This is a genomic window from Risungbinella massiliensis (genome assembly GCF_000942395.1).
GTDB classification, from domain to species: Bacteria; Bacillota; Bacilli; order Thermoactinomycetales; family Thermoactinomycetaceae; genus Risungbinella; species Risungbinella massiliensis.
On sequence record NZ_LN812102.1, the window covers coordinates 1,166,146 to 1,181,996 of the forward strand.

Annotated in this window: 9 protein-coding genes; 1 reads left to right on the forward strand and 8 read right to left on the reverse strand. The window is 37.8% G+C overall.

The annotated features are described in order from the left end of the window. Nucleotides 1–2: 2 nt before the first annotated feature. From VJ09_RS06145 to VJ09_RS06180, 7 genes are all read right to left on the reverse strand, one after another. Nucleotides 3–3,680 (reverse strand): DUF6079 family protein, encoded by a 3,678-nt coding sequence (locus tag VJ09_RS06145; RefSeq protein WP_044640701.1) that lies wholly within the window; start codon nucleotides 3,678–3,680, stop codon nucleotides 3–5. Between the two features lie 11 nt (nucleotides 3,681–3,691). After that, nucleotides 3,692–4,147: a BREX-3 system P-loop-containing protein BrxF gene (brxF, locus tag VJ09_RS06150; RefSeq protein ID WP_044640702.1), complete on the reverse strand. Its 456-nt coding sequence runs from the start codon at nucleotides 4,145–4,147 to the stop codon at nucleotides 3,692–3,694. A 90-nt stretch (nucleotides 4,148–4,237) separates the two neighbouring features. Continuing rightward, a complete protein-coding gene (locus VJ09_RS06155) occupies nucleotides 4,238–5,047 on the reverse strand; it encodes a DUF4145 domain-containing protein (protein ID WP_044640703.1) in 810 nt (269 codons plus the stop codon). A gap of 327 nt (nucleotides 5,048–5,374) precedes the next feature. After that, complete coding sequence (locus VJ09_RS18025; RefSeq protein ID WP_082050432.1) at nucleotides 5,375–6,640, reverse strand: PD-(D/E)XK nuclease family protein; 1,266 nt, start codon at nucleotides 6,638–6,640, stop codon at nucleotides 5,375–5,377. Beyond that, nucleotides 6,637–9,198 (reverse strand): ATP-dependent helicase, encoded by a 2,562-nt coding sequence (locus tag VJ09_RS06170; protein ID WP_044640704.1) that lies wholly within the window; start codon nucleotides 9,196–9,198, stop codon nucleotides 6,637–6,639. The genes VJ09_RS18025 and VJ09_RS06170 overlap by 4 nt, the downstream gene beginning before the upstream one ends. Before the next feature lie 437 nt (nucleotides 9,199–9,635). Further along, nucleotides 9,636–10,238 (reverse strand): hypothetical protein, encoded by a 603-nt coding sequence (locus tag VJ09_RS06175; protein WP_044640705.1) that lies wholly within the window; start codon nucleotides 10,236–10,238, stop codon nucleotides 9,636–9,638. Next, nucleotides 10,226–13,489: a RecQ family ATP-dependent DNA helicase gene (locus VJ09_RS06180; protein WP_044640706.1), complete on the reverse strand. Its 3,264-nt coding sequence runs from the start codon at nucleotides 13,487–13,489 to the stop codon at nucleotides 10,226–10,228. Before VJ09_RS06180 ends, VJ09_RS06175 begins: the two co-directional genes overlap by 13 nt. Nucleotides 13,490–14,423: 934 nt before the next feature. On the opposite strand from VJ09_RS06180, the gene VJ09_RS06185 reads away from it, so the two are divergent. Next, nucleotides 14,424–15,011, forward strand: a complete 588-nt coding sequence (locus VJ09_RS06185) for a thermonuclease family protein (RefSeq protein WP_044640707.1) — start codon at nucleotides 14,424–14,426, stop codon at nucleotides 15,009–15,011. A gap of 111 nt (nucleotides 15,012–15,122) precedes the next feature. On the opposite strand, the gene VJ09_RS06190 is transcribed toward VJ09_RS06185, so the two are convergent. Next, on the reverse strand, nucleotides 15,123–15,728 hold the full coding sequence (locus VJ09_RS06190; RefSeq protein WP_044640708.1) for a hypothetical protein: 606 nt from the start codon (nucleotides 15,726–15,728) through the stop codon (nucleotides 15,123–15,125). Between the last annotated feature and the right edge of the window lie 123 nt (nucleotides 15,729–15,851).

Sequence of the window (15,851 nt, forward strand, 5' to 3'; positions counted from 1 at the left end):
CTTTATTCCTCCTCTTTGTCTAACATAATTCGAACATTGGTTTTGGGTTGAGATCCCACATAAGCAGTGATTAACTGATCAAATCGTTTCCGCAGTTCTGCGAGGGTAAGCGGAGCTCCGTCTCCCATCATCTGAATCACATGATCTACTGGGATTTGAACACGATCAATTCCTTGTAATAGCTCCTTGATTGCTTGTAGGAATCGTGAATCCACTGGCAAATCTAGTGCCTTCTGAGATAGAAACATATGGACGAGATCTTGTTGCTCTGGGGATAATAGCTCGATGTTTTCCTTCATCTCTTCTGTCTCTATGTTATTAACTAGCAACTGTGTCCACTGATCCAGAAGAGTTTGCAATTCATCCTCTAATTCATCCAATGTCGTTTTTGGCATTGTATCGTTAGCCGGACGAAATTTGCAGAATGGGCATTGCACATTATGGTCCAATTTATCTCTGGTTAGCTGGTAGCAAATTTGTAGAGATTGGATTCTGTTTTGCCAGGATTCCAGATGTGTTTTTGGGATAATCCGGATTATTTGTAGTTGGTTCAAGACAATATAGCGCTGATCTTGCAATAGTTGCATCTTCTGGTTTTCTTCTGTAGCATTCAATCGCGCTTTATTATGCAGATCTAGGTAAATAATCTGGTATTCCTTTTTTAGATCTTCCGCCTGTCTTAGTTCTGCTCTACCATTTCTTCCATTCTTTAATGCTACTAACAATTCTTGTAATGCCTCATTTGCTTTCTTTTGCCACTCATGACTAGTTGGTAACAGATTTTGAGCATTAACCAAATACTGTGCTAGCTTGGTCCACTCTTGTACTTTCTTTTTCAATTCTTGAAGCTGTTCTAGTTTTTCTAGGGTAGCTTTTTGTTCCTGAATCTCTGCTAAGCTGTAGCGTAAGTTTTTCGCTTTTGCAGGGGTATTGAACTTTTGCAGTCCCTCCAAGAACTGTTTGAATTGATCCAATCGCTCCTGATCTGTAGTGGAAGTAAGTGATTGTCCATCCCAGGAGACAATTCCTTGGACAAGCTCTCGATTCATTGTTAGTACTTCATTAATTAAGACATCAACTTTTGTGTGAGCCTGTGTAATCCCTGTCTCTAAAGCTGTACGTAAAAGGCTCGTATTCACATTTAGTAGTTCAAAGATCCCTTCCCACTCACGAAGCGGAAGTTCACTCGGTTTTTTAATGTGAGTAAAATCAAGCAGCTGTTGCAGTGGCAATTTCACTAGCTGATCCAATTTCAAAGCATCATACGTAGTTCCGTTTATGGTAATGACAATGTCTCCACTATAAACCAATGCTGAAAGCACTACTAAGAGAAGCTCTGGTTCTAATTTAAAATTGGAGGATAGTTGGTGTGTCTGTGTTCCATGTTGATATGCCGTTTCAATCAACTCGGAATTGTTTATCACTTGTCCATGCCCTTTTTGATCTAATAAATCGAGAATCCATCGTGTATATCCAGAATTTCTAGGATCCACTTTCTCTTTTTGATCTAGTAACACAAGACCATTCAAGATCGCTTTTCCATTCTTGGTTTTGGGATCAGCAATATTGCGAAGTGCTTCTGCTACATAGCCTTTTAAACTTTCATGAGTAATAGGAGTATCTACTTTTTTAAATGATGGATAGTCTGGATACCGATCATTAAACCATGAATCCAAGCAATCCGCTGCTGCTTCATCCATAATTTCTTTTACTGAAGCTTTATGATGTGCAAAGGTACTCCATTCACCAAGCTTCTTTGTGATACCTTGATAAGTCATTTTAAAAGCGGTTGGCATGTTTTGGATAAACCACGTTGTACAATACTTCATATATGTTTGTGCTTTATCCTCATATGTTTTCTTCTGTCTGCTCTCCGCACTAGCACTCATCTCTCTAGCTGCAGCATAGAGCTTTAATTTGTCGATAAACTCTGGGTCTTTATTGATAAATTTAAAAAAGACTTCGTCAGGTTTCTTCTCATCTTGAAACTTCGGAGGATCAAAAGGCTGCAAAACATAAAGATAGAAATCTCGTTCGGGCTGAGCCGTAGAACGTTCATTGGGTGCTCCAAAGAAAAGATATCCTTGGCGGGTTACATTCCGATCATACCAAGGTAGCTCATACTGCCAGATACGATAACCCGTTGTATAAGAATCCCTAGAGTTCTCTGTTACTCTACTAAACAGTTCAAAGAAATAACGATCTAGTTGTGTATCTGACAATACTTCTGCTTTTTCTCGAATTAACGCATCAAAATCTGTTACTTTTTCTAAATCAATATAAAACTGCCCGTTATCTTCATTAACTGAGATAAATTGATAGCTTACTGCTTTCAAGATCTCTCTCAGAGCAGCTTCTATATTGGTTCGTAAGAAACCAGCAGCGTCATCGTCATCGTCCATCACAGTCATATACAGGAAGAGTCCATCACGTAATTCTTCAGATGTTAGGCCAATCTTAGACTGAATATCATCCGTAGTAAGACGGAATACTGCCAAAGCATTAATAATCCGTTCGGATATGGGGCGATATATTCCTGGAATTTTAGAGTGTTGCACTCGATCTTTCAAGGTTTTTACCCGATTCATTACATTACGGATATCTGGGTTACTCTTTAGAGATTTATCATCCTCCATGTAAGTCCAGTAGCTATCATAGGAGACTAAACCAGGTTGGTCATTAGGTACTTGTTGATCAAGAAGCTTCTTAATTTCACTACTTATTGTTTTTAATGCTACCCTTTTCTCTGTCACCATCACATTTTCAAAGGTAGACAAATACGAAGGGTGAATCGGGAATAGCTCTACATATTGTTCTAGTTCTTCATTTAATTTGCCATATAGTTTAGTGAACTTCTGTAAATGTTCCCGAATAAGAGCCTTTTGTTTATCATCTTTCTTTAATAGACGTTGTGAAGCAACATAAGCTAAATCTTCACGAACGATACTTACTTGTTCAAATCGTTCTTTCACACGACGAAGCTGATCAGATACAAATTGGAATTTTGGGTTATCAAAGAGCATCTCCTGAATCCCAGCAATGAATCGGAATTTGGTATGATTACAGATCTCACCGATTTCACGTAAAAAACCGAGATCTAAGAAACGATCCTGATCATTTCTTGAATGTAGGTAGTCAAGCAACTCGTCGACTACTAATAATAGACCATGATCTGGGTATTCTTCGTGAAATGTTCCCATCATCTCTATTAAGTTATCCTTGTTGCTACGTACCTTCTCAATTGGTGGGAACTCATAATCTACACCCATTTCTGCTAAGTGATCTTCTAACTCACCACAAATAAAATCACGCAGAGACATCTTCGTAGAACTCATCTCTGTGCGAATCACTTTAAACTTTCCTTCGATTTCTTTTGCCTTAGCAGCTACTTTTGGATTTGATAGGTGTTCACTTGCTCCATCTATTTCAGCAATCGTAGAAATAACACCCATCAAGTGTGATTTACCTGTTCCGTAGTTCCCGACGATAAGAATCCCTTTATTATCAACAAATCTTTCAAACTGTAATTGCTCGATCAGTATTTCATCTAACTGCTCAGCCATTCTCTCTGAAATTACGTATGTATCCAACATCTCAAAGGCCTTTTCTCTATTATCAGCTTCTCGAAGTTTTACAATCGATTCTAAAGGTTGAAATTGGATTAAGTCACGATAATACAATTAAATTCCTCCTAACAAGAATTAACGATAACCTCACTCTTAAGGTATTTAAAGTACTCTGGATGACCCAGTTCTGCATGAATGAGATACGAGTCTGTTTCATTTCCGTACCAGGGAACGATTAATATATACTCTCTACTGATATCTTCTAATAGCTTCCCTGGATCCAACTGTAAGGATGCTTCAAAAAGGATTTCAATATGATCTAATAAAAAAATAGAATCATTTGTATCTAAAAATAAGTCCTTGAATATACTTGGTGCTTTCCTAGCTCGGACCTTCTGAGATATTTCTAGTAACATTCTACTAAATTCTAAGTCAACATTGATATAATTGATATTTAAATCTCTTGAAAGCGCTTGAAAATCATATTTTACATAATTTCCTGCAAGGAAGATTAATTGTTCTCGATACTGCTTCACTTCTTCTAAATTTTCTTCTAATTGTTCGACAAGTACTTTTATCATTTTCTGTGATTTCCCTTTTTTTGATTTACGTAAATATATCATCAATGTGTAATATTTTATTTTGAATTACACGATTCATTTTGTCTTTTATTAAAAGGTAAAATTGTCATTTTGAGCCAATTTTGACTGCTCCAAATCAAAAACATTGTACAAAAGATTATCTAAAACTTCGATTGCTATATGAATTAGATCTCGATCTTGGCTGGTAAATTGATGCACAGCTTTATTTCCGAGTACCCTTACCTTCTGTAGTATGACATGATGTGGTTTAGTGATAATGTTATGATCAAGTAAAATATCGATCATCTTTTGTAAACTCAAGTTATTTGGAATTGGTTCGATATTTGAATCAATTCCGGATGATATAATATCGATATGCTGTTTACAAATCGCCTCAGTAACCATACGTAATCCTGCTAAGGAAAGTAATATCGCACCTTGTTCAAAAGCCCTGACCACTTCATTTCGGAGTTCTTTAATCCACTGTGGAACATGTTGGAAAGAATATTTCCCTTGAAGGCGATACTTTCTTCTAGGTGGTTCAGGATATATCTTGTAAGTATACGGGTCCTTTCCTTCCTCTACACTTTCTATAGCTAATTCATTTGTCGTCATTTTTACAAAAGAAACTGTTTCACCACATCCGCGGCATTTGACAATTACATATTTATCATAAAATAGACATTCTACTTCTTCGTGAATTGAGTTAGATGCAGCTAAGGATACTTCCTTAGCTGCATCTAACTCTGTAATATCTTGGTTATGACGATGTTTTACTTTTTTCTTCTTAGTTTCTACATATTTTAAAGGTTGATTATCTTGATTCATCACCAATTCATGTAGCTGCTTAATCTGGCAATTTCTACAATATAATCTGGAACGTAAGATATTGTCTGACATTTCATCATCCCCTTCAAAATTTCAAATGAATGTATTACGAATATTATAAATTAATTATATAGATATATCACCTTCTTTTAATACATAAAAACAGGCGATCCATCCTGCTAATAGTCACCTGTTTCAACTTTTCTAAACTTATTAATATTTTTGCACACACACTTAATCAAACCAATGCACGCTAGATACTTGAGGAAAACAAATCTTCTGATACCAATGATTTTTTTGCTATTGTTTCTCATGCTCTATTAGTGGCAAAAAGATCTAGCTTTTAATTCGATACCTCAAGCGCAGAAAAATTGTTTATTAATTTAAAAATCCCCTCTACTACCCAAACATCTCCTCTACCCGCTCCCCACTAAACCTCCACTCCTCTGGTACTTCCTCCATTCTCCTATCACCAACCGCCTTGAGCTTCTCCGCCACTTCCTCCGGACTAGCCAAATAGATCCCAGGCAGCTGATCCATCCCTACATCCTGAAATTGCACCAAACAATATACCATCTGCAAATCCTGCTCCGCCAACCACGCATCGAATACTTCCTCAAAACTCACATCTTCCTCACCAGAAGGTACAATACCCCAATCCCCATCTTGGCTTGCTTTCACCGCAACTTTGAGGATCTTGGCTCCTTTGGCAATGATCAGATCATACTCGGATGATTCCGCTCCATACCGCACCGAGACATCATATCCGTATCTGGCAAACATCCCTGTGGCAAAGGCTCTTGCAGCAATCCCTAAGTGCTTGGAGCTGTTCTCATCTTTGTTATCGGTCTCTGTTTCTTCCTCCATATTTGCCTTGATCCACTCGATCCGATCCTGCTCATCTCCATAGTTGTCGAGAAATTCAACATACCTTCCATTCGAGATCCCTTCTTTATCTGAGACATATTGTTTAAAAGCATCACAGGAAAATCTCGCATCACAGTTCCTACAGACGTGAGTACCAAAAGGGACATTTTTCCTCGCTACGACTGGTTGTTTCAGTTTTTCCCAATGAGGTGCTTGGAATCGATTGGATTCGATGCAGTCGACCACTTTGCCAAACTGTTCGATGGTGTGGTGGACGTTTTTTGTCTCAATGGGTATTTCGACGACTGGTTCCCACGCATCGACCGCTTGTTGGATCACTTGCAGATTTTCTGTGCGGTAGGCTTGTTTTAGTTCCTCTGTCTGACCGGTAGCGATGATGGCTGCGCTGTCGAGTGGTTGTTGGCGTAGATTTTTCCAGATATAGGAGTAGATGTTGAGCTGTCCTTCATAATGCTCGATGCTCCCTTGGACGGTGTCGAGATCATGGGTTTTTACATCGTACATGGTAGTTTCGTCATTTGCCTGAACAATGTCTACTACGCCCTGGATGGTGTATTTTCTTCCCTCCGGTGTAGTCTGTTCCGGGAGGGTGAGCGTGATTTCCGTATCGGTTACTTGCTCCGCCAGGTCATGCAGTTTCTCCCAATAGAGCAATACTTGTTGCAATGCCCGCTCTTTTGCCTCATTGGTGATGGAGTGACCTCCTTCCAAACGCATCAGCTCATAATTTTCTTCAAACGCTTCTTTGATAAATTCCAGCACTTCCTCGTTGCTCATACTCTCAACCCTTTCTCTGCGATGATCCGATTGTGCAGATCTTCGATAGTCTTATGGACTAAGGTGCCAAAAAACATCGTCTGTGATCGGGAAGGAACAAATCCATATTTGCGAAAGATCATGTATTGACGGGCGCATTTTTGATATAACAAGTAATCGGAAGTGTAGGAGTAGACTTTTGGAAGGCTATGATCCTGATGACTATCTACTGCCAGATTCTCCGAATTATATTGCGGGATGCGCACTGTCCCATCGCCCAACATCGCTTGAAATGGAGCATAGGTGGAGACACCTCGACCTCTGGGATTGGCGATGATGAGGAGGTTCTCAGCACGGGACAATGCCACGTAAAATAGTCGCATGGCATCATACGTAGGTACTTGATCTAGTGGTTCCGCATCGCGCTGGATCATCGGTCGGACAATCTCTTCCGTCCGTTGCACTTTCATTTGCTTGTGGAGGGAACCGAGAACTACCACAGGAAACTCCAGCCCTTTGGATTGATGGATGGTGAGAAAGGGAACACGACCTTTTGGGAATTGCTCCTCGTCATTTTCCAGTTCGGTTTCCCCCAGCAAGAATAAGGCATAAAGATAGCCACTAAACAATGTTTGCACCAATCTCTGTTCTGCCAGCAGTTTCCCGGAGATCACGACTTGGTATTGGTCCATATAGCGTGCCAAGTACTTGGTGATCTGAGATAGGTTACAGATCGGACCTTCATCGATCCCCTGCTCCGCTAGGTCAAACATCTCTTTGAAGTGCTTAAATCCGCACAGCCGATAAAAGAGATCCAACACACTCCAGTCGACGGAGGTGGCACGGTTAATGATATATTGTAGGGAAAACGGGGTTCCTTCTTCTTTTTTCTTCTCTGCAATCCGATCCAATATATGACTGCCCAGCCCTTTGATTGCCACTTGGCTTAGACCAAGCGTCTCCTTGAATACCAGCTTGTGAACTTCGGGGAGATATTCTGCTCCCGGCTCCCAGCCTTGCTCGATCAGTTTGTTCATCAATAGCAGGTAATCCCGAATCGCAGTCTGTACTTCCGCCTGTTTTTGCAGTATGTAGTTATGTAGTTTTTCATCTGCGGACATGAGCTGATCTGCAATCTCCAGACATTGATCCATCCAATTGAAATACTCGCGATAACTTCCTTTGTAACCCAGGTCTTCTGGCTTGCCAAAGATCTTCAGAAATAACCCAAACATCGCCATCAGTTCTTCTAGTTCCAGAAATTTGGTGGCACGTGGTACATAGACCTTGATTCCCAAATCTTCCAATGCCTGTTTCATCAGCTGGACCGGTTTGGTATGTAGAGAGGGGAATAGAAAGGCGATCTGATTGGGATCGGAAACGCGTCCTTCATCGAGTAATTGTTTCACCAGCTCGGCGATCTCTTTTGCCACTGTTTCTTGATCAGTATTGGTTGAAGCGATAACAGAAACTCTCGTATCTTGACTATGTGCTTGGATTCCTTTGTCGGCCAAGCGATAGAATCCCTTATTGTCTGGACGAGACCAATCTTCTTGGTCAATAAAGGAAGTATAGAAATCGACAATCTGCTTTTGCGACCGATAGTTGATGCTCAGTTTGATCGAGGTAGGAGTGACTCCCATATACTCCTCACAACGCTCCGGGAATTGGACAAAGTTCTCCACGGTCGCTCCTCGAAAACGGTAAAGCGCCTGATCATCGTCTCCCACAACGCAGATATTTTTGTGCCCTTTGGCTAGCTTGAAAAAGATCTGCTCTTGGATACTGTTGGTATCTTGGTATTCGTCGATGATTATATGCTCGAATTCTTGTTCCACATGCTCGCTCTCCGACAATAGGTGAAGCGCCTCCTGTTGCAGTAAGGAAAAATCCACTTTTTTCCGCTGACCTTTTGCCAGTTTCTCTATGTACATTTCATAAATGGTGACCAGTTTATCTAAAAAGTCGTCTTGCTGTGTGAACTCCCGTAATTCGCTGATACTCAGATTATCCTCCGACCAGCGGTTAAAGAGACTCATCATCGATTGTAACGTATAATGTTTGGATTGAGAGCGGTTATAGAAATAACTTTTGGCGGTTTCTCGGAATGTCTCTTCGTCCATCTCAATTCGTGCCAAAAACTCCTCCCAAAAATTACTTTTGCGAAGGAAGAAATATTGATCCAGCTCGTCCATCAAGACAGGGATCTTCCGCCTAGACCGATCCGCCACAAACCGCCGGTCGCTCAACACTCTTTGACAGAGCGAGTGTACGGTACCCACATACATCTGGGAAAGATCAAACTTCTGTCCCGTCTGATTGGTTACCAAGCCTAAAATATTCTGCAAACCGTCTTTCAATTGCTTGGCTGCCTTTTCGGTAAAGGTAGAGAGAAAGATCTTGCTTGGATCTACTTTTTTGAAGACGATTAGATTGATCACACGCCATAATAGAACTCTGGTTTTCCCAGACCCTGGTCCGGCGATGAGAAAAAGGGGGTTATCTAAGTGTTGAATTGCTTGTGATTGGGAGGGATTGGGGTGGAATTTGGAAAGGAAGAATAGATCTTCTAGTTTCATGAGCAAGACCTCTTTTCTGGGTGGTAATTATAATGGGAAAATATAAGTTAGTTGGAAATAGTAATTGTATTACTATTTTGTATTATATAATAATAGGTATAAGAGAGATTTCCTTCTGATAAGTTCAACTATTATAATTATGCATATATAATTCTTGTATTGGAGACAACATCAATTGTTTTAGGGATATAGCTAAATGGTATTTAATTTAAAAAGGAAGAACAGGAGTTAATTGATTGGTATCCTCCTGTTCTTCCTTTTTTGGACTTTAGTGTGGTTTGATCTTGGTATTTTGCTGTATATCTACTTTCGCATCGACTAAATGATAAAAATCATTCCAGTTAATGAGGATATCCATTATTATGACAACGAGTTTAAACAATCTCTTCTCCAAGAGTTTTCTATCAAATAGTAACGATAATGTATGTATCTACAAATCACACAATTCTTATTAATATAATTGCTATTAAAAGAATACATGTCATAAAAATGGACATTCTCTCTATTCTCTTAGTTGATTGTTTCTGGTTTTCAGCCGTTTGTTGAACCGCTTCTTTTAATTCTAAATTTTTCTGTTCTAACTGATTGATTTGTCGTTGCATTTCAATGATTGAATTATTTACAGTTGATGTCGTAGAAAACATCGATACTATTTGTTGCTCAAGTAGGTTAGTTTTTGACTGAAGTTCGCGGACGTTTTTTCCAACGATAGATGCCTCTTTCTTAATCACCCCTATTTGATTTTTTAAGTAATACTCTGTCTCAGAAAAAGAACTTACCACCGTAGAATTTAGCTCTTTAAATCGATCTTCATTTTTCTTTAATTGAGATTCAAATTCCTTCGTTTGATCAGTGAAATGCAATTGAATGGCTTCAAGCGCTTCTGTTGTCTGCTTAACACGTTCTAACTGCTTCTCCACCAATACATGTTGAGCCTCAATTTCCTGTAAATAGGTAGATGCCTTTTTGACATGTTTAATTTCATTGCCTAGCTCATCGATATACGTTTCCAATGTTTCAATGGTCTCTAATTGTCCCACGGATATTCACCACCAATTCTTACTTCTTTAATCCTTGAACTTATATGTTTGACAAGTTGTCTATACGAATAATCATCTTCTAACGATTGATATACAATCTTTTGATCTTCCACGGTATTGAAACCATTGGTTATTAAAATTTCACTCAAAATAATTTTTTCTTCCTGTTTCAAAAATTCACTTGCTACATCAACAATAGATAACAACATTTCTTTCCGCAATTCATCTTGTAAGGTTGCAATATGCTTTATAGACTGAATTAAACGCTGTTTGGATTCATGATCTAAGGAACCCTTATTAATTAATGATGTAAAGCCTTCCATTAAGTTTAACGCAGGATCATTTTTATAACTTTCTAAAAACCGACTTAATGTAATCGATACATCTTTCATCTCGGTCTCATTTTTAGGAACCGTTTTCAGGTCTGTTTCGACATAATAAATTTTCCACCAATTGTTTAAAGCATGAGGATTGGCAACTGTACTTTCTAATAAGTACACATCGTCATTGCGTTTAAAATAAGTTTCTAATTTATGCTGAAAATCATCTGAATCCTTAAATTCCAATACATAATTATACATATTCTTTAGCGATTGCTTACGGGAATATACTACATTATCGTTATACCATTTTAGCAATATATAAGCATACTTATATAAAGTCGAGTAAGTATCGCTCTCGTAAACTCTTAAATAATCCGCGAACTCCAGATTGTTGTATTTTTCTTCCTCAGTAAATGTAGAATCATATTTTTGAATATGTTTAAAAACACTTTCCTTCATTTTGGATTCATCATAATCATTTACGTCCACAATAATCGTATTCGTCTTCCAATCAATTACCCAGTCATCAACAATTCCAAGTAATCCTAATCTGTATATTATTTTTTCAGTATCATCTTGTTTTGAAATCTGCGTTCTTTGATGCCCTTTCAAATAATTGAGATAAAAGTCACATATTATAGAAGTCTCTTCCTCAACATCCTTCAATCCTTGTTTCATTAAATACATAATACTATTTAAATCGCCTTGTAAAACTCTTGTAGTTTTTTCTATTTCAGCCAATTTCGTATTTAAACCAAATAGAATATCATTTTGATTATCAGATAAACGATCCTTTGTGAATAATATATAACAGTCAGAATCCGAACGATCCCTTCCTGCACGACCTGCCTCTTGATAATATGATTCAAGCGAGGAAGGAATACCATAATGAATTATTGTGCGTACATCTGGCTTATCGATCCCCATACCAAATGCCTTTGTAGCAACTAACACATCTATTTCATTATTCATAAAAGCACTTTGCACACTCTCTTTATATTTTGCAAAGTCCTGTGTCTCAAAATCTTTTGGTTTACTCCCACTATAAAAATCTGTTTTTAGGCCTAATTGATTCCTCAACTGATTACTTAGCTTAAAACATCCGTTTCGTCCACCAGCTGTTTGTGTAAAAACAATCATTGGTGCTAGATGTTGAGGATTTTTCTTTTCTTGAACTAACAAAGCTAACTTATCTTGTTTATCAAATTTAGTTGCCTCAACAACATGAAAATGTAATTCTTTTCGTGTAAAGTCCGATATTGTTTTCACGTTTTGACTAGATATACCTAGTTCGTTACGAATATCTTGTAGTACTTTTGATGAAGCTGTTGCCGTTAATGCTAAAAAAATCGCTGTAGGCACATATCTGCGTATTGTTCGAGCTAACGTTAAATAAGATGTACGAAAATCATGTCCCCACTCAGATAAACAATGGGCTTCATCAATCACCGCATATGCAAATTGCTTTTTTGCTTGAATCATCTGGATTCGATTGCGAAATTCCTCTTGTTGAAACCTTTCAGGAGAAATGACTAAAAACAAAAACTTTCCCTCTGTAAAACCGTTTAAAATATCTGATGCAGTTTGGGATGGCAAATCTCCATTAATATAATCTATACAATCGATAAAGTGTTTCTTCTTTAAATTTTGAACTTGATCGATCATTAACGATTTGATCGGTGCGACGACGAAGCTAATCGCCGACTGTAAAAAAGTGCACATTTGATATGTTAGAGACTTCCCACTGCCTGTTGGCAAAAGCCCTACCGTGTCATTACGATTTAAGGTGTTGATAATAATATCTATTTGTCCTGCATTAAACGAGCTAAATCCAAAAAGCACATTTAATATATATTGAAGCGATGGCAAGTGTCTTTCCTCTTTTATTGCATAATTTACTATATAACTAGAGTTCATTACCCGATGGTTCTTTTCTTCAAAATATTCATCCCTGATATAAATGATAGATGGATCATTTAACGAATCATCCCAATACTTCCCAACTAAATTATCAATACAAATATACTCTTTTTTCATGGAAGAATGTACAATTATGTTAGGTAGTGAAATGGAATCATTAAACAATGCTCCAACAACTTCTAACCATTTATTTAAATCCTCCAAAGCAAGTTGAAGTGATTGAGCCTGTTGCTGAGTATTTACTGCAAAATCCCACTGTTTGTCGCTAAATCGAAGACGCTCACCTTTTATTAATTCTATAATCAACACTTGGAAGCGGTAAATTTCAGTTAATTTATAGTGCAATTGATATGAAGATGGGTTTATTAAATATTTTTCGAACAATTTAATTTTCAGTCTGTGTTTTTTATAGACTTCTCGTAGTTTCGAGGTAAGATCACTATAATCTTTATTCTTAATTTGCACAGTTGAAATTCGAATCACATCGATACCATTTTTCTTAAAAAATCTATCCCGTGATTGATCCAACTTTTTTTGTTCTCTATCTTTGTGACTACTACCATCCACTTCTATAACCAGCTTTAGCAGAGGACTATAGAAATCTACCTGCTGCTTTTCAAATTTTCTATTAGGAATAATTTTTGTAATTGGACATTCTGCAATAAATAAATCTGCTAAAAAACTATTTTGTTTAAAAATTTGATGCAAATCCTCATAAAACGTTAAAGCAGGATACGACTGATTCACATCATCTCCTCGGATCGAACGACCCCAATCCGAAGAAATAGACTGAATAATACGAATATTATCCATCTCATGTAAATAGGATCGCTTCAATTGAAGTTTTTCACGTAAAAATGGTGTCGCAATCGTTGGATTTCCACGCACAATCAAATTTTGAATGATTGAGAGAATAGGATTATCAACAGTCCGAGAAGCGTCATTAGATAAATTTTTAATCACAAAATGGTTATTCACTTTGGCATAACCAGAATTATAATAAAACACTCTAAACACCCTTTATAATATTTGTAGTATAGACAGATAAAGTGAATTATTATGTACAATTTAACACATTTTTATATGTATAAAAACTCTGATATTAGAAAATGATATATTGCATAAAAGTAAATTTTAACGCTTGAAGATATTTCAAAAATGCCGAAGACACATAATTATGTAGGTAAGAACAAACAACCACGATACATAAGAACAGAACGATCAAAGCGAACTACACGTCGACGGAGTTTGTAAGCGATTTCGAAATAACTAGTTTTTCTTCCTTACTAGGTTTCAAGTTTTTTCATAGGAATTCTGGCAAGAATCCCTTTTTGTGTTTAAAGAAAGTACGAATGTTTGACTATTGTATCCTTTATCTGCTTCAAGTATCTTGTTTTTTTGATAGGTGCTCCTCTAACTGGCTTCCTTCGCAGACAAAGCTTCATCTTGATAGACTATATCAATCCTCTTGGAATCTAGTTGATTAGCATAATAGATCAGATGCATGACTCTCCACTCCCTATGCTATCGATTTGTCTACAATAGCAATCGTATTAATGAAAGTACAGAAAGATGATTGAAGATCTGAACGAAGTTATTTTCATTGGTCATAAAGAAGTGCATCTATAAATACAGTCTCCTTGCAAAAAGTAACCAGATTATCGAGCCAAAAAATATGATCACTAATGAAATAGAATCGTTCAACGATTCTATTTCATTAGTTGATTTATACATTTCATCATTCTTCTTTATGTATAGAAAAAAATTTACACCCCCAACAAAATTACAAAACCCTCACAATCCCATTCCCCATCTCCTGATATAATAATAGAGATCTGGCTGCTCCTCGTGTTCATTTTGATTCGTGAGCAGGAGGGGCAGCCAGATCTTCTTTTGCAGGAAGACTCTCGGCTGTACTACATTAGCCGGGAGGCGACCAAAGATGGGTAAAAGATCGAATAAACCACACAGCAAGTATCGGAAACCGCTCAAAAAAAGCAAAAAACATAAAAAAGAACGACGCAAAAAACTAGCAATTTATTTCAAACCACTACAAACCATTTCTCCTTCTAGTTTAAGAGCAGTAGATGGTGATACGATCAAATTTACGATGCATAACTTTACCTTCCCTGTTCGACTACTCGGGATTAATGCTCCTGAGCTGAACGGGAATCAAAAAAAACCAGCTCAACCCTTCTCTTTGGAAGCAAAAGAAAGATTGGATCAACTGTTACGCAAAGCTACCGATTACCAAATAACGCTTCATCGAGATCACATCGACGCCACAGAAAACAGACTATTAGGCCACTTGCATATCGAACTGGATGGAAAGTATGAGAATGTATGTCATATACTACTTTCCGAGGGACTTGCCGTTCCTTATCTAGTAGATCGTGGACTTACCGACGAAGAAAGAGATGATTATTTAGATCTAGCTGATCAAGCACGAAGACGCCATATCGGGGTTTACTCTCTTCCATACTACGTTACGGAAGAGGGCAGATTTAATGAAAATAGAATAACAGGTTGATCTAATCTGCTGCGGGAATCATTTTCCTGCAGCATTTTATTTACCCAAAAATAAAAAGACTCTATCAGCATATGCAAGATAGAGCCTTCCTGTCCTAATTCAGCTAGTTGGTTATTGGTCGAACATCTGTATTTGCTTTTCCAGTCTGTACAAATCGGATTCCTTTAGTAGGGAATATTCAGCGAATGGTGCAAATCTGCCATTGGAAATCTTACTCACCAAAACATGCAGGATCGCTGTGCTGCCATTGAAGCTAGTAATATGGAGCGCAAATCGATCATTGGTTACGATTACCTCGAATCTACCGTCTATGTTGATCAATTCATCATAGACAGTCAAGGATAGCTTGTTTTTTACGAAATCTGCTAATTCGCTATTGATTGGATAGTAATAGTGTGTTTCCTTTTTTGCTAGATTTGGTAGTTTGGTGATATTACGAAGATATTCGATGTAAGATTGTATTCCTACCCATGAGCTACCATCGGTCTTCCCATTTTTAAATCGACGACCATTGGGAAGGGAAACCAACGGCTTCATTTGGGTGAGATCGGGCTTGGGAGTGAAGAATAGTTTCGCCATCCACATGCCCGAATAATTGGACTCCCCCAATTTTACACCTATTCCATTTTCCAATTGCAACATGATTTGCCCATCAAAACCCTCTACCACTAACTCTGAATACACCTTTTTTGCGTCTTCTAGTACCTTTTTCACCATGATAATATGCCCCTTTCGCCTATACAGGCAAATGTAGGCACTATTCGGCTTCACTAGGAAAGGTTGCCGAACAGATACCCCCTAGAAGGCAAAAGTGTTTTTTGAACTCTAGGGGGTATCTGT